This is a genomic window from Micromonospora sp. NPDC047187, from assembly GCF_040643355.1.
Taxonomy (GTDB): domain Bacteria; phylum Actinomycetota; class Actinomycetes; order Mycobacteriales; family Micromonosporaceae; genus Micromonospora; species Micromonospora salmantinae.
In genome coordinates this window covers 127,184-148,215 of sequence record NZ_JBEYUF010000008.1, presented here as the reverse complement: position 1 = coordinate 148,215, position 21,032 = coordinate 127,184, and the positions used below count along the sequence as shown (strand labels likewise).

Sequence of the window (21,032 nt, the reverse complement as noted above, 5' to 3'; positions counted from 1 at the left end):
ATTGTGACTCCAGACGAGTACGTCGAGGCGGTGCTCGACCTGGTCGAGCGGATCCCGGAGGGCCGGGTCATGTCGTACGGCGGGGTGGCCGACGCGCTGTCCGAGCGCTCGGGCCGTGCCTCGGCCCGGTTGGTCGGCAACATCATGGCCCGGCACGGAGGCTCGGTGCCCTGGCATCGGGTGGTGACCGCGAGTGGTCGACTGCCGCCGGGGCACGAGCGGGAGGCGCGGGCCCGACTGCGGGCCGAGGGTGTGCCGCTGCGCGGCGAGGGTGTGGACATCGCGGCGGCAGGCTGGTCGCCTGATGAGGGGATGTGACCGCCGCCCTAACGTGAGTAACATTCGGGCCCATGAAAACGCCGCCGGGCGCCGGCTCGTCAGCCACCGGCTCGCTGCCCCGATCGGTGCACGCCGGCTACGCGCTCGGTTCCCTGGCGACCGGAGCGTTCGGCACCGTGCCCGGCCTGCTGCTGCTGCCGTACCTGACCGACACCCTGGGCGTGGCCGCCGGACTGGCCGCCCTGCTGGTGTTGCTGCCCAAGGCCTGGGACGTGCTGGTCAACCCGGTCGCCGGGCGGATCTCCGACCGCACCCGGTCGCGGTGGGGCGCCCGCCGGCCGTACCTGCTCGTGGCCGGTCTCGCGCTCGCCGTGCTGTTCGCGTCGATCTTCGCCGCGCCCTTCGGTAACGGTCCGGCGGCCGTGGCGTACGTGGCGTTCGCGTTCCTCGCCACCGCCACCGCGTTCGCCTTCTTCCAGGTGCCGTACGTGGCGATGCCGGCGGAGCTGACCGGCGACTACGCCGAGCGCACCCGGTTGATGACCTGGCGGATCGCGGTGCTGGCGCTGGCCATCCTGGTCTCCGGCGCGGTCGCGCCGCTGGTGGTGAGCGCCGGTGGTGACGGCGTGGCCGGGCACCGCTGGATGGGCCTGTTCGTGGCGGTGCTGATCGCCCTCGGCGCCCTCGGCGCGTTCCTGGGCACCCGGTCCGCGCCGACCGGCACGATGGGCGAGAGCGAGCCGACGCTGCGCGCCCAGCTCGCCGTGGCCGGCGCCAACCGTCCGTTCCGGGCACTGCTGATCTGCTTCGTGGTGCAGTCCGCCGGGGTGGCCACGATCCTGGCCGGGGTCAACTACTTCGCCGGGCAGATCCTGCGCGACGAGGAGAGCGGGCCGACCCTGCTCTTCGTCTGCTTCGTCGGGCCGGCGCTGCTGGTGATGCCGATCTGGAGCCGGATCGGTGCCCGGCTGGGCAAGCGCAGCGCGCTGGTCGTCGCCTCGCTGATCCTCGCCGTCGGTGCGTTCGCCCTGGTCGCCGCACCGGCGTTGCCGGCGGTGGCCGTCTATCTCGTGGTCGCGCTGATCGGCGTGGGGTACGCCGGGCAGCAGGTCTTCGCGCTGGCCATGTTGCCGGACTGCATCGCGCACGAGACGGCGCGCACCGGTCGACGGCAGGCGGGCGTCTTCACCGGGCTGTGGACCGCCGGGGAGACCTTCGGCCTGGCGCTCGGCCCCGGTATCTACGGGCTGGTGCTCCAGCTCTCCGGCTACGTGTCCTCCGACACCGGCTCGGCGGCCGCCCAGTCCGACACGGCGAGACTGGGTGTCCTCCTCGGTTTCACGCTGATCCCGGCCCTGCTGATCGCCCCTCCGATCCTCCTGCTCCGCCAGTACACCCTCACCGCCCACAGCGACCTGGTCGATCATGGAGTTGTGGTGGGGGACGAAAGCCGTTGACCGTCACGAGAAGGGCACCGTAACTCCATGATCGACGAGAACAGGGTTGAGGCTGGGGCGCTTTCCGCCACCGGGGTTCCGGCGGAACGGGTTCTGGAAGAGGTGCGGAAGCTGCGGGCCAGTGACGCGCCCACCCACGGGGGACGGCTGTTCGCGTACGTCTACGACCCGGCGGTGCCCGGGCTGGACGAGCTGGCCGCCGCCGCCCACCGGGAGAGCGCGCACGTCAACGGGTTGGACCCGACCGCGTTCCCGTCCCTGCTGGCCATGGAGAACGCGCTGGTCGGCGCCGCCGGCCGGGTGCTGGGCGCCGGCCCCGGGACCACCGCCCCGGACGTCGTCGGCAGCGTCACCAGCGGCGGCACCGAGTCACTGATCCTCGCCGTCAAGACCGCTCGGGACGCCCACCCGGAGATCACCGCGCCTCGGATCGTGGTGCCGTCGAGCGCGCACGCGGCATTCGCCAAGGCGGCGCACTACCTGCGGGTGGCGCTGGACGTCGTGCCAGTCTCCCCGGAGACGCTGCGTCCCGACCCGGCCGCGATGGCCGCCGCGATCCGTCCGGAGACGGTCCTGGTCGCCTGCTCCGCGCCGTCCTACGCGCACGGGGTGGTGGACCCGGTCACGCAGATCGCGGCCGCCGCGGCCGAGGCCGGGGTGCGCTGCCACGTCGACGCCTGCTTCGGCGGCTGGACCCTGCCGTACCTGCGCCGGCTCGGGGAGCCGGTGCCGCCGTTCGACTTCGCGGTGCCCGGGGTCACCTCCATCTCGGTCGACCTGCACAAGTACGCGTACGCCCCGAAGGGGGTGTCCGTGCTGCTGCACCGCGACGCCACGCTGCGCGCCCCGCAGTACTTCGCGTACGCGGACTGGCCCGGCTACACCATGATCAATCCGGTGATCGCGTCCACCCGCTCGGGCGGTCCGATCGCCGCCGCTTACGCCACAGTGCGGCACCTCGGCGACGAGGGTTACCTGCGGCTGGCCGCCATCACCCGGGACGCGGTAACCGGGCTGGCCGATGCGGTCCGCGCCGTCGACGGCTTGCGGCTGATGGCCGAGCCCGAGTCGACAGTCGTCTGCTTCACCGCCACCGAGGGCGGGCCCGACCTGTTCGTCCTGGTCGACGAGCTGACCGCGCGGGGCTGGCACACCCAACCCCAGCTCTCGTACGCCGGTCTGCCCGCCAGCGTGCACCTCACGGTGACCGCCGCGGTCGCGCCCCGGGTCGCCGAGTTCGGGCCGGACCTGACCGACGCGGTGGCCGCAGCCAGGGCCGCCGGCCCGGTGCGGCTGCCCGCCGAGTTGGCAGCCCTGGTCGGCGCGCTGACCCCCGAGGCGCTGACCCCGGACCTGATCGTCGGCCTGGCCGCCGGGCTGGGCCTGGGCGGCGAAGTGGGTTCGGACGCGGGACCACTGCCGGAGCGGATGGCGCTGGTGAACACCCTGCTCGACGCCGCGCCATCGGCGCTGCGCGAGCGGTTGCTCGTGGAATTCGTCAGCCTGCTGCAACGCCCCAGCTGGGCGCCCAGCTGACCGCGCGGCAACGGGCCCGGCCGTCGGTGCCAGCCGGGCCCGATCGGCCGGATCAGGGAGCCACCCGCACCTCCACGAAGTTGTTCTTGAAGGTCAGGTCCTGCCAGCGCCGGTCCTGGTCGTCGTAGTGCACCACCCGGACGCTGGGCTGTCTCAACGCCGTGGGATCGACCAGCAGATGGAACGTGTACGCCCGGCGCTCCCCGGCCCGCAGGCCGGCTGTGCGGCAGGTCGTCCCCGAGTCGTCGCCTCCCCGCCACGGCACGCAGATCGACGAGTCGGCAGTGCTCATCGCCCCGATCTGGCCAATTTCGGCGAAGCCGACGTGTGCCACGTCCACCGGCCCCGTGTTGGTCAGGCTCAGGCTCAGGGTGCCCGGACGTTTCCCGTCGGCACCGGCCGGCCCGAGTACGAGGTTGCCGCCGGTCAGCACCAGGTCGGTCAGCCGAGGGTCCTTGCCGAAGGACCTCGGCCCGTCGCTCTGGGTGAACCGGCCGTCGTGCCAGCGGTACGTCCGCCACTGGTTCTGCGCCCAGTAACTCGGCGTCGAGCAGCAGGGCTGGATGTCGGCCACCTGAGCCCGCACCTTCCCGTCCTCGGTGACGGCGGCGTCCGTGATGTCGTCGAGCCCCTCCATGGTGCCGACGACCCGAGCCATGGTCACGATGCGACCGTGCCGGTCGCGGTCGAACGCGACGAGTTGTTTCGCCGAGGCCTCGCCGAGCCGGCAGGTGACCAGGGCGACCGTCTCGGTCGCGCCATCGCCGTCCAGGTCGGTGTAGCCCAGGTCCAGGTCCGCCAGTGTCGACACACCCGTGTCGCGTCCCGAAGGCCGCAGCCGAACGTCCGAGGTGGCGCAGTGCGACGCGTACGAGGGCCAGGCCGGCAGGTCGACGCGGGCGGCCAGCAACTGGGCCCGGCTGATCCGGCCGTCCGGCGCGGCCGGACTCGTGGTCGTGGTGGTGCTGGGCGTCAGCGGGGTCGACGGCGTCGGTGCGGGAGCGCTCGGCGGTGGTGTGGTCGGCTCGCCGGTCTGCGCCGGCGTCGGAACCGATCCGTCGTTCCGCAGGGCGGCGTTGGCGACGATCGGTGCGACCGCCAGGACAATCGCCGTCACGGCCACCGCCGCAGCCCTCGCCTGCCGACGCCGACGAAGGGTACGCCGGGCCTGGTCGGGTCCCGGACCGGCGATCTGGGAGATCGTCTCGGCACGGTACGCAGCGAACCGCTCCCGTAGCCGCGGGTCGATGTCAGACATTGCCCATCCCCTCGATGCTCTCGTCGAGCAGCCCCGCCAGCGCTGTCCGGCCGCGGTGCAACCAGGACTTGACAGTGCCCTCGGCCACCCCCTCCTGACTCGCTATCTCACTGACCGGCAGGTCGGCGAGGTAGTGCAGGATGACGGCCCGCCGGTGGTTGGCGGGCAGTCGGGCCAGCGCGGCGTCGATCGCCACCCGATCGGGCGTCGGCCCGGCCATCGTGGCCTCGGCCCGCCGCTGCCGGAGCAGGTGGTTGCGCGCGGTCCGGAGCCGCCGCCAACGGCTCCGGGCGAGGTTCCAGGCGACCTGCCGGACCCAGGCGACCGGGTCGTCGTACCGGGCCAGCCGGTCCCACCGGGCCAGGGCCCGGCAGAACGCCTCCTGCGCGAGGTCCTGAGCCTGTGAGAGGTCGCCCACGTAGGCGCCCAGTTGGCTGGTCACGTTGCGAAAGTGCGCGTGGTAGAAGTCGTCGAAGCTCACCGTCGTGGTGCGCTCCCCGGCCATCGCGGCAATCGCCCCCGGTGGCTCGTTGGCACGGGCTCCCGTCATCACTGTCACTGCCCCTCCCCGTTCACCGTCGGGCCCGTACCCGAGGCGGTCGTACCACTCGCTGATCGGGGTCGTTCCCGTGCTCCCCGTTGTCGGCGCTCCTGCTCGGCGTGCCGTACCCCGTTAGAAGTCCCGAACGGGCCTCGGGGTTGCAGCCCGACACCGTGGTTCGACTGTCGTGTGGGGGACTGAGTGGCGAGGCGGGATCCGACCGCGGGTCGGGTCCCCGTCGGGCGACGGGGATCCGACCGGTCAGCGGTACGTGATCACGACAGTGTTGTCGGTGCCGTAGACCTCCTCGACGAAGTCGAAGGCTGAGTCCATCGGCCGGGCGTCCACCTCGGCCTTTCCGGATCCGACTGTGGCACCCGCCGCCACCCGGAAGCCCAGCGTGAGCCGGAGTTCCTTGCCCCCTTCGAGCCGGTTCAGATCACAGGTGACCGGCTCTCTGGTCGTTCCCGGGTCGTTGCGGCAGGCCGCCCAGCCGCCGCCGTCCGGGCGGATCGCAGCCGGCAGGCCGAGCCGCAGCGCCACATGGGCGGCCGGACCCGTGGCTCCGTTGCGGATGCGTACGGTCATCGTGCCGGTCCGGGAGCCGTCCGTTGCCGTGGTCAGCGTCAGATCAGTTGAGGTGACGACCAGGTTGACATCGTGCTTGTTGGTGCCGAAGGTCGTCGGACCGGAGACCTGCGCGAAGGCGTCGCCCTTCCAGCGGTAGCCCCGCCACTGCCGCTGTGACCACTCGGCGGGCCAACCGCCCCCGGGAGCGATGTCACCGACCTGCACGCGGACCGTGCCGTCGCCCACGACATCCAGCGCGAACAGCCACTGCGGCTTGTCGATGGTGGTCGCGACCACCCGGCCGACCGTCGTCACCTTTCCTTCCTTGTCGCGGTCGAAGGCGACCACCTGCATCGGCCCGCGGGTGCCGAGTACGCACTGCACGAGAGCCACCGTCTCCACCGCGCCGTCCCCGTCGATGTCGCCGTGGTCGAGCGCCAGGAGCCAGTTCGCGCCCTCCCGGGCGTCGGCGGTGAGCCGGGTTTGCGACGTCGGGCAGCCTCGTCCGGCCCGCCATGCCGGCAGGGTCACCGGCACCCCCAGCAACTGTGCCCGGCTGAACCGGCCGTCCGGCACGGGGATGGTCGGGCTGGCACTGGTCCCGGCGGGGCTGGGGGTTGGAGTCGACGGTGGCGTCGGCGACACCGACACGCTCGGCGTCGGCTCGACCGGACCGGGCCGGTGCTCAGTGCCGCTCATCGCCGCGTATCCGACGGCCGACCCGCCGAACAGGGCGAGCGCCGTCGTGGCAGTGGCAGCCAGCCGTCGTCGGCTGCGGCCTCGTACCGTCCGCCGAACAGCGGCAGGTCCCGGTGCCTCGACCTCCGGCAGCGCGGTGCGACGGTAGCGGGCGAACTCTTCGGCGAGGTCAAGAATCTCCTGCTCAGACATCCCGCACCTCCTCGTTGGTGTCGCGTAGAAGTGTGGCGAGAGCGGCCCGGCCCCGGTGCAGCCAGGACTTGACAGTCCCTTCGGCGACCTGTTCCTGGGCGGCGATCTCGGCGACCGTCAGGTCGGCGAGGTAATGCAGCACGACGGCCCGCCGCTGCTTGGGCGGCAGCTTCGCCAGGGCGGCGTCGACAGCGACCCGGTCCGGGTTCGGCTCGGCGACGTGTGTCTCCCGTTGCCGCAGCAGCCACAGCTGGGCGGTACGCAGCCGTCGCCAGCGGTTGTGGCCCAGGTTCCAGGCGACCCTACGGACCCAGGCCAGAGGGTCCTCGTAACCGACGAGCTGGTCCCAGCGGGCGTACGCCCGACAGAACGCCTCCTGAACCAGTTCCTGCGCCTGCCCACGGTCACCCGTGTACGCGGTCAACTGCACCACCAGCCCCCGGAAGTGGGCGTGGTAGAAGTCGTCGAAGACCAGCTCCGCCGGTTTGGAGGTTGCGCCTCCCGGCAGGTCCGGCGGGCGTCCGCCCACCCGCACATCTCGTGTCACAAGCACTCGTCCTCCCCGTGGCGGCTGCGGGCGGTGTGTTCGCCAGCACCGGTCACACAAGCGAGCGCGCCAGTAGGTTGCGCGTCGATCGCTGCCGATCCTTGTCGGCTCCGGGACAGTTGGTGGGCCCCTCGGGCCGATCACCGCCGGACCGCGCGGACGCCGTCTGTGATTCACTGTCGGTGAGGAGAGGGGGCGGTCGTGCAGCTACCGGCAGTGCTCGGCGAGCCGATCCGGTTCGTGCTGAACTGGGGCCGTCGCTACTCGCTCTGGGTGTTCAACTTCGGTCTGGCCTGCTGCGCCATCGAGTTCATCGCCACCAGCATGGGTCGGCACGACTTCATCCGACTCGGCGTGATCCCGTTCGCCCACGGCCCCCGCCAGGCCGACCTGATGGTGGTCTCCGGCACGGTGACCGACAAGATGGCCCCGGCGATCAAGCGGCTGTACGACCAGATGCCCGAGCCGAAGTACGTCATCTCGTTCGGCGCCTGCTCCAACTGTGGCGGCCCCTACTGGGATTCGTACTCGGTGACCAAGGGCGTCGACCAGCTCATCCCGGTCGACGTGTACGTGCCCGGCTGCCCGCCCCGGCCGGAGGCGCTGCTGCACGGCATCCTGCGCCTGCAGGAGAAGATCGCCGCCGAGCAGTCCGGCATCGGGGGTGTGCCGCAACGGGACGTGCTGGCCGCACCGCTGGACGCCCCGCCGCGTGAGGCCGCCCCGCCACGCTCGGTCGACTCGCTCACCGCTCCACCGGTACGCCCACCCACCGCCGGCTGACGGCGTGAGTCACCACCCACGACGGCGCGCTCGCCACCCTGTTGTGGACCCGCCGCACTAGCCTGCGCACTATGACCAGCTCAGCGGACCAGCGGTCCACCCACATCGTCGACGTGCTCACCGAGGAGTTCGGCGCGTCGATGGCGATCGACCCGGCCGCCTTCCGCCGCAAGTTCCGCAAGATGGCGGCGTCGCCGTTCGCCTTCTACCGGGGCAGCGCCGCGCTGTTCTACGCCGACCAGCTCGGCGACTTCGCCGACGACCGGTTCTCCGACGAGCAGACCAGCCGGGTGTGGATCCACGGTGACCTGCACGCGGAGAACTTCGGCACCTACATGAACGCCTCCGGGCAGCTCGTGTTCAACGTCAACGACTTCGACGAGGCGTACGTCGGGCCCTTCACCTGGGACCTGCGCCGGCTCGCGGCCAGCGTGGCGCTGCTCGGCTACGGCAAGGCACTCTCCGACACGGCGATCGGGGAGCTGGTGGCCGGGTTCGCCCGGTCGTACCTGACCGAGCTGCGGGCCATCGCCGCCGGTGGCGACGACGCGATCGGTTCGATCACCCTGGACAACGCCGACGGGGTGCTGCGCCGGGTGCTCCAACGGGCCCGGCTCAACACCCGCGTGGACCTGCTCGCCGCGCAGACCACCATCGACAACTACGAGCGACGCTTCTCCATCGGCGACGGGGTATTCGAGATCGACGCCGCCACCCGGGACCTGGTCAGCGCCGCCTTCCAGGACTACCTGGGCACCCTGCCAACCGCCTCGACGCAGCTGCGCCCGGTGGCGGCGCGGATCAAGGACGTGGTGCTGCGCAAGGGGGTGGGCATCGGCTCGGCCGGGCTGCCGTCGTACAACCTGCTGCTGGAGGGGCACACCCAGGCGCTGGAGAACGACGTCGTCATCTACATGAAGCAGGCGCAGGTGCCGGCCGTGGCGCGGTACGTCACCGACGAGTCGGTCCGCGGCTACTTCCAGCACCAGGGTCACCGGACCGCCGAGTCGCAGCGGGCGTTGCAGGCGCACGCCGACCCGTGGCTGGGCTTCACCGAGCTGAACGGGACCGGTCAGCTGGTCGCCGAGGTCTCCCCGTACGCCGCCGATCTGGACTGGTCGGACGTGAACGAGCCGGAGGAGCTGACCGGGGTTCTCGTCGACCTCGGCCGGGCGGTGGCCCGGATGCACTCGGTCGCCGACGACGAATCCAGTCACGACCTGGTGGACTACTCCACCGAGGAGGCGATCGTCGCGGCGGTGGACGCCGACGAGCCGGGTTTCGTCGCCCACCTGGTGGACTTCGCGCACGCGTACGGGGTGCGCGCCCGCCAGGACCATCAGCTCTTCGTCGACCTGTTCCGCAACGGTCGGCTGCCGGGCATCTGATCGGGCGCGGCGTCGCTCAGGACGCGAACTCCAGCACCACCTTGATGTCGTCCGGCCCGGGGGTGTACGCGTCGGCGTACCGGTTCGCCGGCACCCGTCGGGTGATCAGCGACTCGAGCCAGACCTGGTCGGCGCGGGCGAGCGCCTGCGCGGCCATGGTCCAGTGTCGCCGGTTGGCGTTCACCGAGCCGAACACCACGTTGTTCTCCAGCACCAGCGCCCGGTTGAGCGCCCCGGCGTCGAAGTCGATGCTCCGACCACCGCTGGACACCCCGGCCAGGCAGACGATCCCGGTCGGGGCCGCCTTGCACATGACGTCGAGGACCACTGTGGGAGCGCCGGTGCACTCGATCACCACGTCCGGCTCGAAGGGCAGGTCGTTGACCGGCACCGTGTGGTAGGTGGCGCCGAGCCCGGCGACCAGTTCCGGCTTCGGCCCCTCGGTGTTCCGGTCCAGCACGTGGACGGTGAGCCCTCGCTGGGTGCCGAGCAACGCGGCCAGCAGACCGATCGGCCCCGCCCCGGTCACCAGCACGGTCTGCGGCTGCCATTCGGCCCGGTGCCCGATCCGCTCGATGTGGTCCCAGGCCTTCGCCACCACACTTGTCGGCTCCAGCAGCACTCCCACCTGGGCCAGTGTCGGGTCGAGCGCGACAGCGAACCGCGGCTCGACCCGCCAGCGGTCGCGGGCGAACCCGGCCAGTCCCTTGATGCCGTGTTCGGTGTACTGGCCGTTGCGGCACATGTCCCACTCGCCGACCGCGCAGTTCGGGCAGGGCACCGGGTCGGGATGCCTGACGATCCCGGCCACCAGGTCACCAGGTTGCAGGGTGCCGCTGGGGTCCTCGATCACCCGGCCCAGTGACTCGTGCCCGATGACCAGGCGGTCGGCACCCGGCGGCGCCTCGCCGTACTCCCCGGCGATGATCTCGTGGTCGGTGCCGCAGATCCCCACCGCCAGCGCCTCGACCAGGACAGAGCCCTCCTCGGCAGCCGGCTCCGGCTGATCCTCGACGAGGTTCAGCGAATTGGCGACCCCTGGTCTCACTGTCACAGCGCGCACGCCCCCATCTTTCCCCGCCGAGGCGTGCGCCGCGCCCAAAGCCGGCAGATCGCTGGGCATCGGCGGCGGCCAGGCGCGGGCTCGGCCGGCACTAGGATCAGCGGCATGACTCCCGAAGAGGTCGGCGCTCGGCTGGTCGCGCTGCTCGCGCCGGTTGAGGCGACCCCGTCGGTCTCCGGCGGGCAGAGGTTCGCCCGGGCCACAGTCGATGTGCCGCCCGAGAGTTGGCTGACAGCGGTTTCCGCCGCCCGTGACGACGCCGAGTTGGCCTGCGACTTCTTCGACTGGCTCTCCGCCGTCGACGAGTTGGCCGAGGGCTTCGACGTGGTGGCGCACCTCTGGTCGACGCGACTGCGCCACGGCGTGCTGCTGCGTACCCGGTTGCCGCGCGGTGCGCCCACTGTCACCTCGGTGGTCGACGTCTACCCCGGTGCCGCCTGGCACGAGCGGGAGACGCACGAGATGTTCGGCATCGACTTCGCCGGGCATGGGGAACTGCTGCCGCTGCTGCTGCCGCCGGAGTTCGAGGGTCACCCGCTGCGTAAGGAGTTCGTGTTGGCTTCCCGGGTGGCGAAGCCCTGGCCGGGTGCGAAGGAGCCGGGCGAGTCCGAGGCCGGCGGCGGGCGTCGACCGATCCGCCCGCCGGGCGTTCCCGCTCCGGGCGAGTGGGGGCCCACGCCCACGCCGGCCGGCGCCGGTGGGGTGGGGGAGGGCCCGCGTGGCGGCACCCCGGCCAGGCCGGCCGGTGAGCGTCCGGCGCGGCCCGCCCCGGGGGCCCGTCCGGCGCGTACTCCCCGACCGGCCGACGCCACAGACGGCCCGGCTCCGGCCGCCGAGCCCGCGCCCGGCGCAGGCTCGGCCGACCAGCCCGCGCCCGGCACGGCCGCACCTGACAAGCCCGGCGATGGCCGGAGCGATCACGACGGGGGTACGGCCTGATGCCGCTCTGGGTGGAGTTGGTGCTCCGGATCGGCGGCGTGGTGGTCGCGTTCCTCACCCTGCCGTTGCTTGTCGGCCAGGCCGAGCACAAGGTGATGGCGCACATGCAGGGTCGGCTCGGCCCGATGTACGCGGGCGGCTTCCACGGCTGGGCGCAACTCGTGGCCGACGGGGTCAAGTTCGTGCAGAAGGAGGACATCACCCCGCGCGAGGCGGACCGGGCGGTGTTCCGGTTGGCGCCGGCGGTGGCCCTGGTGCCCTACCTGCTGGTGCTGCTGGTCATTCCGCTCGGTCCGAACGACCTGGTCGGGCAACCGTTGGACATCGGCCTCTTCTTCGTGCTGGCCGTGGTCGGCGTCGGGGTGGTGGCGGTGCTGATGTCGGCGTGGGCGTCGGCCAACAAGTACAGCCTGCTGGGCGGGTTGCGCGGGGCGGCCCAGTTGCTCGGTTACGAGCTGCCGCTGGTGCTGGCCGCCGCGTCGGTGGCGATGGCGGCCGGCACGCTCAGCCTGTCGGGCATCGTCGAGGCGTGGCAGCCGTGGTGGCTGCTCTGGCAGGCACCCGCGATGATCATCTTTTTCGTCGCCGGGCTGGCCGAGATCCGTCGGCCACCGTTCGACATGCCGGTGGCCGACTCGGAGCTGGTCTTCGGCTACATGACCGAGTACACCGGTCTGCGGTTCGCGTTCTTCCTGCTCGCCGAGTACGTCGGCATCGTGGTGATCGCCGCGCTGACCACTGTGCTGTTCCTGGGTGGTTGGCAGGGCCCGTTCGCCGACGACCAGTTGGGCTGGCTCTGGACGCTGCTCAAGATCTTCGCGGTCTCCTTCGTGATCATCTGGCTCCGGGTTTCCTACCCCCGGCTACGCGAGGACCAACTCCAGCGCCTCTGCTGGCTGGTCCTCGTCCCCGCATCCCTGGCCCAACTGGTCCTCACCGCAGCAGTCCGCATAGCCCTGTAGACCCCCCGGACTCCCGCGCCGATCTTGCACTTCCTGTCCCGGCGAAAGTGGCCGAGTAGGGCATTTCGGCGTCAGAAAGTGCAAGATCGACGCGCGTAGGGGGGCGGTGGGTGCCCCGGTCAGCGCAGCGGGGTGTGTTCCGGGTCCACCGGCTCGGTGGGGGGTGGGGGCGGGGTGCCGTCGCCGAAGGGGCGGCCACCGAGCGCCTCCCTGCCGTGGGGGGTGAGCCAGTTGGACAGGTCCGGGCCGAGCGGCACGATCCCGGTCGGGTTGATGTCGCGGTGCACCTCGTAGTAGTGCCGCTTGATGTGGTCGAAGTCGATGGTGTCGCCGAAACCGGGAGTCTGGAACAGGTCCCGGGCGTACGCCCACAGCACCGGCATCTCGCTCAGCTTCTGCCGGTTGCACTTGAAGTGGCCGTGGTAGACCGGATCGAAGCGGACCAGCGTGGTGAACAGTCGCACGTCGGCCTCGGTGATGGTGTCGCCGACCAGGTAGCGCTGGTCGGTCAACCGCTCGGTGAGCCAGTCCAACCGGTCGAAGAGCTGGTGGTACGCCTTGTCGTACGCCTCCTGGTTGCCAGCGAACCCGCACCGGTAGACGCCGTTGTTCACGTCCCGGAACACCATGGCGTTGACCTCGTCGATCTGCTCCCGCAGGTGCTCGGGGTAGAGCCGCGGGGCGCCCTCGCGGTGGTACGCCCTCCACTGCGTGGACAGGTCAAGGCTCATCTGCGCGTAGTCGTTGGTCACCACCTGCCCGGTCGGCACGTCCACGATCGCCGGCACGGTGATGCCGCGCTCGTAGCCGGGGAAGCGCTTGAAGTACGCCTCCTGGATGCGCTCGATGCCGAGCACCGGGTCCCGGCCGTCCGGGTCGAGGTCGAAGGTCCAGCTCCGGGCGTCGTGGGTCGGGCCGGCCACCGCCATCGAGATGGCGTCCTCCAGACCGAGCAACCGCCGCACGATGATCAGACGGTTGGCCCACGGGCAGGCGCGGCTGACCGCCAGCCGGTACCGGCCCGGCTCGACCGGATAACCGTCGCGCCCGTCCTCGGTGATCCGGGTGGCGATGTACCGCTGGTCGCGGGTGAACTCGCCGCCCGGCTCGACGTACTTGCCGCCTTTTTCCTCGCCCACGTCGCCCTCCCGGTCTGGTCAGTGTCTCTACCCAATCCTCGCGGATCTACGGCGCACAGTGGTCCCGGATACCCTGCCGGCATGACGGATGTGGAGACGGCGGCCCGCCGGTTCATCGCCGATGTGTGGAATGCCCGCCAGGAGGAGTCGGCGTACGAGCTGGTCGCCGAGGAGTGCCCGGGGCTGGGCGGCACCGGGCCGGAGGCGACGTTGGCCTGGCATCGCGAGCGCCGGGCGGCCTTCCCGGACCTCCGCTACAAGATCGTCGATGTGGTCGCGGCCGGCGAGCGGGTGGCAGTGCACTGGCGGGCCGCCGGCACCCACGCCGGGCAGTTCGGGCCGGTGCCGCCGACCGGGCAGGTGGTCAGCTACTCGGGGGCGACGTTCCTGCGTTTCGACGCGGCGGGCCGGATCGTCGAGGTGTGGAGCTGCAACGAGCTGTTCCAGTTGCTGCAACAACTCGGCGTCGAGATGCTCCCACCGGCCGTCGTCAGCGGACCCGGGGCGTGATCCGACTGATCGGCAGATTGATCGGAAAGGGCTCGCCGGTGTCGACGAACTTCGTCCACCGCCCGGTCTCGGTGTAGACCTCGTTCACCGCGTCGATCCGGTAGGTCACGACCTCCAGCGCGCCTTCGGTCTCGATCCGCCAGTAGTAGGGGATGCCGGCCTGGGCGTACAGCGCCGGCTTCAACACCCGGTCGATGGAGCGGGTGTTCGGTGAGACGATCTCGATGGCAACGACCACCTCGTGCGGCTCGTACTTCGAGGGCTCGCGAGCCGCCGCGGCAGCCGTGGTGATCAGCACGTCGGGGATGAAGGATCGGGTGCGGTTGATCCGCACCTCGACCGCCTGGGTCACGTCGTAGCCGTCGGGGCAGTCTTCGTCGAGCGCGGCCATCAGGTGGCCAGCGATGGTCTGGTGGGTGCGGGTGGGGGAGGGGGACATCAGCAGCACTCCATCGAGCAGTTCCCGGCGGCGACCATCCTCGGGCAGCGCATCCAGGTCGTCAGTCGTCCACTCGCTCTCGGGCGGGTAGGCGCTCTGCAGCGCGGCGGTCATGGGCAGGTCCTTCCAGGTGCGTTCCTTCTCCCCGCGACCACGGTACCGCCCCGGACCTGTGGGTGGTGGTCGCGCGCGCCGTGGCCACAGGGCAGGATGGTCGACATGAGCGACCCCAGCGAGCGCGATGACACCGGCGGACGCGGCCTTCCCGGCGCGGGCCTGGTGAAGGGGCTGGCGGTCACCCTCAAGACGATGACCAGCCGTTCGACCACCCAGCAGTACCCGGACACGGCCCCTGACCTGCCGCCGCGCTCGCGCGGCGTGATCGCCCTGTCCGAGGAGAACTGCACGGTCTGCATGCTCTGCGCCCGGGAGTGTCCGGACTGGTGCATCTACATCGACTCGCACAAGGAGGAGGTGGTGGTGCCCGGCGCCGCCCGCCCCCGCCAGCGCAACGTGCTCGACAAGTTCGACATCGACTTCTCGCTCTGCATGTACTGCGGCATCTGCATCGAGGTGTGCCCGTTCGACGCGCTCTACTGGTCGCCGGAGTTCGAGTACGCCGAGTACGACATCAAGGACCTGTTGCACGACAAGGACCACCTCGGTCAGTGGATGGCCACCGTTCCGCCGCCGCCCGCCCACGACCCCAACGGCGAGCCGGCCAAGGAGGAAACCTCCGCCGCGCGCAAGGCGGCCGCCGCACGTCCCGCTCCGTCAGCGGTGCGCCCCGACGCCGATCAGGACCCGGCGTCGTGAGCGCCCGAGCCGGAAGGGTGCACCGGTGACCGGGGCGGATGTGCTGCTGCTCGCCCTCGGTGCGGTGGCGGTCGGCGCCGGCGTGCTGGTGGTGACCACGAAACACCTGGTCCGGGCCGGGCTCTACCTGGTGGTGTGCCTGGGCGCGCTGGCCGGCGACTTCCTGGTGCTCAGCGCCGAGCTGGTGGCCTGGGTGCAGGTGCTGATCTACGTGGGCGCGGTGGTGGTCCTGCTGCTGTTCGCGGTGATGCTGACCCGGGCCCCGATCGGCGCATCCGACGACCTGGACCGGCCCGGCTGGCCGGCCGCGCTGATCGGTGGCGGCGCCGGGCTGGGGCTGACCGCCCTGCTGGTCGACGCGTACCGATGGAGCACCGTCACGCTGCCCAGCGCCGGCACCGCCGAGCGGTTGGGCGAGCAGATCTTCCAATCCTGGGTGCTGCCGTTCGAGGTGCTCTCGGTGCTGCTGCTCTCTGCCCTGGTGGGCGCGATCGTGCTGTCCCGGCCGGACATCGGCCGAGCCGCGCCGCAACGAGACGGCGCGGCAGGCGACCTGGTCGACAGCGAACCCGGGGGCCGCCGGTGAGGCCGGTCATCCCGTACGTCACCGCCGCGCTGCTGTTCGGCCTCGGCGTGTACGGCGTCCTGCGCCGCCGCAACGCGGTGCTGGTGCTGATGTCGGTCGAGTTGATGCTCAACGCGGTCAACCTGATCCTCGTCACCGCCGACACCACCGCCCGCGCCGTGCTCCCGCACTCGGGGCAGGTCTTCGCACTGTTCGTCATCGTCCTCGCCGCCGCAGAGATCGGGGTGGGGCTGGCGATCGTCCTTCAGCTCTACCGGCTGCGGGCGACCGTCGCAGTGGACGACGTGCCGCTGACCGAGTCGCCGGATCCCGTCGACGGGCGCGAGCCGGCCGTCGCAGACTCGGAGGCGGGCCGGTGACCGGGCTGCTCGGGGCGCTGCTGCCCGCCGTACCGCTGGTCGCCGGGCTGCTCGGTCTGCTGCTGCCACCGGCCCCTCGGCGCGACAGCGCGACCGGCGGCGACCGGGCCCGGACGGCCGCCGTGACGCTCGGCGTCACCGGTGCGGCCGGCGCGCTGGCGCTGGCCGTCGCGCTGCTGCTCACTGTCGACGGGCCGACCGAGACGTCGACCACCTGGGTGGACTTCGGCGGGCTGGCGGTGACCCTCGGCGTACGGCTGGACGGCGCCGCCGCACTGGTCGCGGTGGCGGTCACCGCTGTCGCCCTGGCCGTGCAGGTCTACTCGATCGGCTACCTGCGGCGCGGTCCCCACGACGACGTCGACGTGGACCACCGCTACCCGCCCTACGCCGCCCAGATCAGCCTCTTCACCGGTGCCATGCTGCTGGTGGTGGTCGCCGGCGACCTGATCATGTTGTTGGTCGGCTGGGAGGTGATGGGCTTCTGCTCGTACCTCCTGATCGCCCACGACCGCCGACTGGCCGGCGCCCCCGCCGCCGCCATGAAGGCGTTCCTGGTGACCCGGGTCGGTGACGTCGGGTTCCTGCTCGGCATCGCGCTGCTGGGCGTGTCGACGGGCAGCTTCCGGATCGCCGACGTGCTCGCCCACGACCACTCCGGCGCGACGTTGACCGCCGCTGGCCTGCTGCTGCTCGCCGGTGTGGCCGGCAAGAGCGCGCAGTTCCCGCTGCACACCTGGCTGCCGGACGCGATGGCCGGTCCGACCCCGATCTCCGCGCTGATCCACGCCGCGACGATGGTCGCCGCCGGGGTGTACGCGGTGGCCCGGCTCTACCCGCTGTTCACGGCCGCGCCGGTGACGTTGACAGTGCTGGGGGTGCTCGGCGCGATCACGCTGCTGCTCGGCGCGCTCGCCGCCACCGCCCAGGACGACATCAAACGCGTGCTGGCCTGGTCGACAGTGTCCCAACTGGGTTACATGACCGGCGCGCTGGCGGTCGGTTCACCGTCGGCCGCACTGTTCCACCTGCTCACCCATGCCGCCTTCAAGGCGCTGCTGTTCCTCGCCGCCGGTGCGGTGATCCACGCCGTCGGCACCACACTGATGTCGGAGATGGGCGGGCTGCGGCGCAGCATGCCGGTGACGTTCTGGTGCACTGTGGTGGGCCTGGGCGCGCTGGCCGGGGTGCCGCCGTTGGCCGGCTTCTGGAGCAAGGACGGCGTCCTGACGGTCGCCGAGTCGGCAGCGCTGGAGGGCACCGGCCCCGCCCCGTCCTGGGTGGGCTGGATCGTCTGGATCGCCGGGCTCGTCGGCGTGGCGGTCACCGCCTGGTACGCAGGTCGGCTGCTGCTGCGCGCCTTCTTCGGCACCCCGCGCCTGCCCCTGGTCCAGCCGCACGACCCGCCGGCCGTGCTGCGCTGGCCGGTGCTGCTGCTGGCCGTGCCGGCCGCGCTGCTCGGTCTGGCCGGGTTCGTCGGGGTGTTCGCCGACCGCCTGCGGTTCCCCACCGTCCCGGTGGCGGGCTCCGAGGACGGCCTGGTCCACCTGGGGCCGGGGGTGCTGCTGCCGCTCGCGTTCCTGCTGTTCGGCGCCGCGCTGGTGACGCTGGGCTGGCGGCGCGACCAGGCCGCCGACCCGGCCGCCGCGCTGGGTCCGCTGCGGCCGGTCTTCGCCAGCGCGTTCCGGCTCGACGACGTCCAGCGCACCCTCGTGGTACGCCCGGTCCGCGCGCTGGCCCGCGCCGCGTGCACGAGTGACGAGGTGGTGGTGGACGGCGCGGTCGAGGGCAGTGGGCGAGCCGCGTCCGGTCTGGGTGCCGGGCTGGCCGCGCTGCACCGCGCGGCGCTGCCCCGGGCCGCCGCCGGCGTGCTGGCCGGCGCGCTGCTGATCGGCCTGGCCGCTGCCCTGGTTGGAGTTAACCGATGACGTTTGGGCAGGGGTTGCTGGTCGCGGTGCTGGCGGTGCCGGCGTTGGGTGCGGTCGCGGTGGCGGCGACGCCCCGGGACCGGGCGGCCCGGCTGGTCGGCACGGTCGCGGCGGCGTTGACCCTGCTGGTCGCGGTGCCGCTGGTGTTCGGCGGTCGGGGCTGGGCCGCCTGGTCGGCGGACGCGCCGGCGGTGCGCCCGTGGCACCAACTGGACCTGCCCTGGGTGCCCGGTCTGGAGTTGCGCTTCCACCTCGGCGTCGACGGCATCTCCTGGCCGCTAGTGGTGTTGACCGCGTTGCTCACGTTGCTCTGCTGCGCGTACACGATGTGGCGGGTGCCGGACGGCGGCAGCGGCCGGGCCCTTGTCGCGCTGCTGCTGGTGGTCGAGGTGGGCATCCTGGGCACCTTCCTCGCCCTGGACCTGGTGTTGTTCTTCCTCTTCTTCGAGGTCGTCCTGCTGCCGATGTACGCGATCATCGCCGGCTGGGGTGGCGCGGATCGGCGTCGGGCGGCCCGGAAGTTCGCGCTCTACACGCTGTTCGGCTCGGTGTTGCTGCTTGTCGGCGTGTACGTCGTGGTCGCCGCCGCCGGCACCGCCGACCTGATGACGCTGACCGGTGGCGCGGGGATGTCCAGGGGCACCCAGTTGGCCGCGTTCACACTGCTCGCGTTGGCGTTCGCGGTGAAGAGCCCGCTGTGGCCGTTGCACTCCTGGCTGCCCGACGCGCACACCCAGGCACCCACCGTGGGCAGTGTCGTGCTGGCCGGTGTGCTGCTCAAAATGGGCACGTACGGCCTGATAAGGGTCGCGGTGGGGGTGGCGCCGGAGGGCGCCCGTTGGGCGGCGCCGGTGCTCGGCGTGCTCGCCGTCGCCGCGATCCTGATCGGATCGCTGGTGTGCCTGGCCCAGTCGGACGTGAAGCGGCTCATCGCGTACTCCAGCGTGGGGCACATGGGCTTCGTGCTGCTGGGCGTCGCCACGCTGACGGCCACCGGCATCCAGGCGGCGTTGATCGGCAACGTCGCGCACGGTGTGATCACCGGCCTGCTGTTCTTCCTGGCCGGGGCGGTGAAGGACCGTACCGGCACGGGCACCCTCGCCGAACTGTCCGGGCTAAGGGAGACCGCGCCCCGGTTGGCGGGTCTGCTCGCGTTCGCGGCGATCGCGTCACTGGGCCTGCCCGGGCTGGCCGGCTTCTGGGGCGAGGCGTTCGCGGTGATCGCCGCCGTGCAGGTGGGCGGCCCGCTCTGGACCACCCTCGGGGTGCTGGCGGCGGTCGGTGGGGCGCTCACCGCCGCGTACTTCCTGCGGTTGCTGCGCCAGGTAACCCACAACCGGCCGAGCCCCGCCGTCGGTCAGGTCGGCCCCGGCCTGGCCGGTGCGGAGTTGACCGCCTGGGTGCCGCTGGTGCTGCTCGCGTTGGCCATCGGGCTGGCGCCGACGCTGGTCCTCGGCGTCGCCGAGGCCCCCGTCGACGCCCTGATCGGGGTGGTCAAACCATGAACGTCGTGCAGAGCGTGGACAGCGTCGCGCTGCTGCCGGCCTACCTGGCCGCCGGCACGGCCGTACTCGTACTCATCACCGACCTGCTCGTGGCTCGGCCACGGGCCACCATCGCCGTGGCCGCGCTCGGCGCCCTCGGCACCGCCGTCGGCTCCGCGCTGGTCGGGGCGGGTGCCGAGCGGCGGACCTTCTGCGTGGGCGCCGACTGCTCCTGGATCTTCGGTGGTCGCGCGGCACTGGTCGCCGTGGTGGTCGCGCTGCTCACCGTGGGCGTGCTCGGGCTGTCGGTGCCGGCGCTGCGGGCCGGGCGGTCACCGGTCGGGGAGTACGCCTTCCTGTTGGCCTGCTCGATGACCGGCGGCGTGGTGCTCGGCGCGGCCGGCGACCTGATCACACTGATCGTCGCCCTGGAGACGCTGACCCTGCCGCTGTACGTGCTGGTCGGCCTGCGCCGGGGGAGCCTCGCGAGCGCCGAAGCGGCGGTGACCTTCTTCGTGGTGAGCGTGGTGGCGACCACGCTGACCCTGCTCGGCGCGGCGCTGCTGTACGCGGTGACCGGTGGGCTGCACCTGGACCGGCTCGGCGCGTTGCTCGCCGAGCAGCCAGAGTTGCGGAACCTGCCGCTGACCACCGCCGCGGTGGCGGTGCTGCTGGTCGGCCTGGCCTTCAAGGTGGCGGCGGTGCCGTTCCACGCCTGGGCTCCGGCCACCTACGACGGCGCGCCGCTGCCGGTGGCCGCGTACCTGTCCACCGCCTCGAAGCTGGGCGGCCTGGTCGCCCTGCTCGCCGTGGTGCAACGGGCGCTGCCGGCGGAGCAGACCGGTCCGGTGCTCGCCCTGCTCGCCGTGCTCACCATGACCGTCGGCAACCTGGTCGCCCTGCGTCAGCGGCGGACCGTCCGGCTGCTCGCCTGGTCGTCCGTCGCGCAGGCCGGGTACATTCTCGCCCCGTTGGGAGCGTTGGCGCTGGCCGCCGGGCGCACGGACGAGGCACGGTCCGCCGCGTACGCGGCCGCCATGGCGTACGCCGTGTTCTTCGTGGTGTTGGAGCTTGCCGCCTTCGCCGGAGTGACAGCGCTGCGGCCGGCGGGTGCGGACGGCGGCACGCTGGACGACCTGCGCGGGGCAGCCCGACGGCACCCGTGGCGAGCTGCGGCGTTCGGTCTCGCGCTGGTGGGTCTGGCTGGTCTGCCGCCGGGGCTGGCCGGACTGTTCGCGAAGGTGACAGTGGTCCGGGCGCTGCTGGACGGTGGCGCGGCCTGGCTGGCACTGGTGGTGGCGCTGAACGCCGTGATCGGGCTCGCCTACTACCTGCGGGTGACCGCCGCGCTCTGGGCGCCGGCCACGACGCCCGGCCCGGCCGCGGCGCTCGCCGGCGGCGGAGCGCCGGGCGTACCAGTGGTGGGTGTGGTGGCGGTGGTGCTGGCGGTGGCGACGGTGGCCGCCGTGGTGCTCGGCGTCGCCCCGCAGCTGGTGCTCGACCTGGCCGCCCGCTGACCCCACCTGGGCCCGGTCTCAGTCAACTCTCAGCGTTGAG

21 protein-coding genes are annotated in these 21,032 nt (G+C 72.0%); 14 read left to right on the top strand and 7 right to left on the bottom strand.

Annotated features, from left to right (window positions below; all coding sequences use genetic code 11):
• Positions 1-3 precede the first annotated feature (3 nt).
• The 3 genes from ABZ794_RS16245 to ABZ794_RS16235 are packed head-to-tail and all read left to right on the top strand — an operon-like array spanning position 4 to position 3,272.
• Positions 4-318: an MGMT family protein gene (locus ABZ794_RS16245; protein WP_196919863.1), complete on the top strand. Its 315-nt coding sequence runs from the start codon at positions 4-6 to the stop codon at positions 316-318.
• Between the two features lie 32 nt (positions 319-350).
• The gene (locus tag ABZ794_RS16240) at positions 351-1,736 is read left to right on the top strand and encodes an MFS transporter (protein WP_357516080.1); all 1,386 of its coding nucleotides are present in this window, start codon (positions 351-353) and stop codon (positions 1,734-1,736) included.
• Between the two features lie 27 nt (positions 1,737-1,763).
• Positions 1,764-3,272 carry an aminotransferase class V-fold PLP-dependent enzyme gene (locus ABZ794_RS16235; RefSeq protein WP_210786551.1) on the top strand — a complete coding sequence of 503 codons (1,509 nt, stop codon included), beginning with the start codon at positions 1,764-1,766 and terminating at the stop codon, positions 3,270-3,272.
• Between the two features lie 52 nt (positions 3,273-3,324).
• Here ABZ794_RS16235 and ABZ794_RS16230 read toward each other — a convergent pair whose 3' ends face one another.
• From ABZ794_RS16230 to ABZ794_RS16215, 4 genes are all read right to left on the bottom strand, one after another.
• Positions 3,325-4,530, bottom strand: coding sequence for a hypothetical protein (locus tag ABZ794_RS16230; protein WP_210786549.1), 1,206 nt, complete (start codon positions 4,528-4,530; stop codon positions 3,325-3,327).
• On the bottom strand, positions 4,523-5,035 hold the full coding sequence (locus ABZ794_RS16225) for a SigE family RNA polymerase sigma factor (protein WP_247670257.1): 513 nt from the start codon (positions 5,033-5,035) through the stop codon (positions 4,523-4,525). Before ABZ794_RS16225 ends, ABZ794_RS16230 begins: the two co-directional genes overlap by 8 nt.
• Before the next feature lie 297 nt (positions 5,036-5,332).
• Positions 5,333-6,532, bottom strand: a complete 1,200-nt coding sequence (locus ABZ794_RS16220) for a hypothetical protein (RefSeq protein WP_210786547.1) — start codon at positions 6,530-6,532, stop codon at positions 5,333-5,335.
• Positions 6,525-7,061, bottom strand: a complete 537-nt coding sequence (locus ABZ794_RS16215) for a SigE family RNA polymerase sigma factor (RefSeq protein WP_238689181.1) — start codon at positions 7,059-7,061, stop codon at positions 6,525-6,527. Before ABZ794_RS16215 ends, ABZ794_RS16220 begins: the two co-directional genes overlap by 8 nt.
• Positions 7,062-7,280: 219 nt before the next feature.
• Between ABZ794_RS16215 and ABZ794_RS16210 the strand changes: the two genes are divergently transcribed.
• On the top strand, positions 7,281-7,862 hold the full coding sequence (locus ABZ794_RS16210) for an NADH-quinone oxidoreductase subunit B (RefSeq protein WP_210786543.1): 582 nt from the start codon (positions 7,281-7,283) through the stop codon (positions 7,860-7,862).
• Positions 7,863-7,933: 71 nt separating this feature from the next.
• Positions 7,934-9,250: a DUF2252 domain-containing protein gene (locus ABZ794_RS16205; RefSeq protein WP_238689115.1), complete on the top strand. Its 1,317-nt coding sequence runs from the start codon at positions 7,934-7,936 to the stop codon at positions 9,248-9,250.
• A 16-nt stretch (positions 9,251-9,266) separates the two neighbouring features.
• On the opposite strand, the gene ABZ794_RS16200 is transcribed toward ABZ794_RS16205, so the two are convergent.
• Positions 9,267-10,313, bottom strand: a complete 1,047-nt coding sequence (locus ABZ794_RS16200) for a glucose 1-dehydrogenase (protein WP_210786539.1) — start codon at positions 10,311-10,313, stop codon at positions 9,267-9,269.
• A gap of 105 nt (positions 10,314-10,418) precedes the next feature.
• Between ABZ794_RS16200 and ABZ794_RS16195 the strand changes: the two genes are divergently transcribed.
• Positions 10,419-11,252 carry an NADH-quinone oxidoreductase subunit C gene (locus ABZ794_RS16195; protein WP_238689116.1) on the top strand — a complete coding sequence of 278 codons (834 nt, stop codon included), beginning with the start codon at positions 10,419-10,421 and terminating at the stop codon, positions 11,250-11,252.
• Complete coding sequence (locus ABZ794_RS16190) at positions 11,252-12,214, top strand: complex I subunit 1 family protein (protein WP_030329816.1); 963 nt, start codon at positions 11,252-11,254, stop codon at positions 12,212-12,214. Before ABZ794_RS16195 ends, ABZ794_RS16190 begins: the two co-directional genes overlap by 1 nt.
• Positions 12,215-12,333: 119 nt before the next feature.
• Here the strand turns inward: ABZ794_RS16190 and ABZ794_RS16185 are convergent, their stop codons facing one another.
• The gene (locus tag ABZ794_RS16185) at positions 12,334-13,353 is read right to left on the bottom strand and encodes a glutathione S-transferase C-terminal domain-containing protein (protein WP_357516077.1); all 1,020 of its coding nucleotides are present in this window, start codon (positions 13,351-13,353) and stop codon (positions 12,334-12,336) included.
• 81 nt (positions 13,354-13,434) lie between these two features.
• On the opposite strand from ABZ794_RS16185, the gene ABZ794_RS16180 reads away from it, so the two are divergent.
• On the top strand, positions 13,435-13,863 hold the full coding sequence (locus ABZ794_RS16180) for an ester cyclase (RefSeq protein WP_210784108.1): 429 nt from the start codon (positions 13,435-13,437) through the stop codon (positions 13,861-13,863).
• Here the strand turns inward: ABZ794_RS16180 and ABZ794_RS16175 are convergent.
• Positions 13,844-14,416: a Uma2 family endonuclease gene (locus tag ABZ794_RS16175; protein WP_210784109.1), complete on the bottom strand. Its 573-nt coding sequence runs from the start codon at positions 14,414-14,416 to the stop codon at positions 13,844-13,846. The two genes, ABZ794_RS16180 and ABZ794_RS16175, sit on opposite strands and share 20 nt — an antisense overlap.
• A gap of 105 nt (positions 14,417-14,521) precedes the next feature.
• Between ABZ794_RS16175 and ABZ794_RS16170 the strand changes: the two genes are divergently transcribed.
• Genes ABZ794_RS16170 through ABZ794_RS16145 form a run of 6 tightly spaced genes read left to right on the top strand, consistent with a single transcriptional unit; the run spans position 14,522 to position 20,992 of the window.
• On the top strand, positions 14,522-15,118 hold the full coding sequence (locus ABZ794_RS16170; RefSeq protein ID WP_210784110.1) for an NADH-quinone oxidoreductase subunit I: 597 nt from the start codon (positions 14,522-14,524) through the stop codon (positions 15,116-15,118).
• Positions 15,119-15,143: 25 nt separating this feature from the next.
• A complete protein-coding gene (locus tag ABZ794_RS16165; protein WP_210784111.1) occupies positions 15,144-15,704 on the top strand; it encodes an NADH-quinone oxidoreductase subunit J in 561 nt (186 codons plus the stop codon).
• A complete protein-coding gene (gene nuoK, locus ABZ794_RS16160) occupies positions 15,701-16,063 on the top strand; it encodes an NADH-quinone oxidoreductase subunit NuoK (protein WP_210784112.1) in 363 nt (120 codons plus the stop codon). Before ABZ794_RS16165 ends, nuoK begins: the two co-directional genes overlap by 4 nt.
• The gene (locus tag ABZ794_RS16155; RefSeq protein WP_210784113.1) at positions 16,060-17,991 is read left to right on the top strand and encodes an NADH-quinone oxidoreductase subunit L; all 1,932 of its coding nucleotides are present in this window, start codon (positions 16,060-16,062) and stop codon (positions 17,989-17,991) included. Before nuoK ends, ABZ794_RS16155 begins: the two co-directional genes overlap by 4 nt.
• Positions 17,988-19,496: an NADH-quinone oxidoreductase subunit M gene (locus ABZ794_RS16150; protein ID WP_210784114.1), complete on the top strand. Its 1,509-nt coding sequence runs from the start codon at positions 17,988-17,990 to the stop codon at positions 19,494-19,496. The genes ABZ794_RS16155 and ABZ794_RS16150 overlap by 4 nt, the downstream gene beginning before the upstream one ends.
• A complete protein-coding gene (locus ABZ794_RS16145; RefSeq protein ID WP_210784115.1) occupies positions 19,493-20,992 on the top strand; it encodes a proton-conducting transporter membrane subunit in 1,500 nt (499 codons plus the stop codon). Before ABZ794_RS16150 ends, ABZ794_RS16145 begins: the two co-directional genes overlap by 4 nt.
• Positions 20,993-21,032 lie beyond the last annotated feature (40 nt).

Excerpts from the sequence above, each read along its gene's own strand:
- ABZ794_RS16240 (WP_357516080.1), top strand. The coding sequence starts at position 351 with ATGAAAACGCCGCCGGGCGCCGGCTCGTCAGCCACCGGCTCGCTGCCC.
- ABZ794_RS16235 (WP_210786551.1), top strand. The coding sequence starts at position 1,764 with ATGATCGACGAGAACAGGGTTGAGGCTGGGGCGCTTTCCGCCACCGGG.
- ABZ794_RS16230 (WP_210786549.1), bottom strand. The coding sequence starts at position 4,530 with ATGTCTGACATCGACCCGCGGCTACGGGAGCGGTTCGCTGCGTACCGT.
- ABZ794_RS16225 (WP_247670257.1), bottom strand. The coding sequence starts at position 5,035 with ATGGCCGGGGAGCGCACCACGACGGTGAGCTTCGACGACTTCTACCAC.
- ABZ794_RS16220 (WP_210786547.1), bottom strand. The coding sequence starts at position 6,532 with ATGTCTGAGCAGGAGATTCTTGACCTCGCCGAAGAGTTCGCCCGCTAC.
- ABZ794_RS16205 (WP_238689115.1), top strand. The coding sequence starts at position 7,934 with ATGACCAGCTCAGCGGACCAGCGGTCCACCCACATCGTCGACGTGCTC.
- ABZ794_RS16195 (WP_238689116.1), top strand. The coding sequence starts at position 10,419 with ATGACTCCCGAAGAGGTCGGCGCTCGGCTGGTCGCGCTGCTCGCGCCG.
- ABZ794_RS16190 (WP_030329816.1), top strand. The coding sequence starts at position 11,252 with ATGCCGCTCTGGGTGGAGTTGGTGCTCCGGATCGGCGGCGTGGTGGTC.
- ABZ794_RS16180 (WP_210784108.1), top strand. The coding sequence starts at position 13,435 with ATGACGGATGTGGAGACGGCGGCCCGCCGGTTCATCGCCGATGTGTGG.
- ABZ794_RS16175 (WP_210784109.1), bottom strand. The coding sequence starts at position 14,416 with ATGACCGCCGCGCTGCAGAGCGCCTACCCGCCCGAGAGCGAGTGGACG.
- ABZ794_RS16170 (WP_210784110.1), top strand. The coding sequence starts at position 14,522 with ATGAGCGACCCCAGCGAGCGCGATGACACCGGCGGACGCGGCCTTCCC.
- ABZ794_RS16150 (WP_210784114.1), top strand. The coding sequence starts at position 17,988 with ATGACGTTTGGGCAGGGGTTGCTGGTCGCGGTGCTGGCGGTGCCGGCG.
- ABZ794_RS16145 (WP_210784115.1), top strand. The coding sequence starts at position 19,493 with ATGAACGTCGTGCAGAGCGTGGACAGCGTCGCGCTGCTGCCGGCCTAC.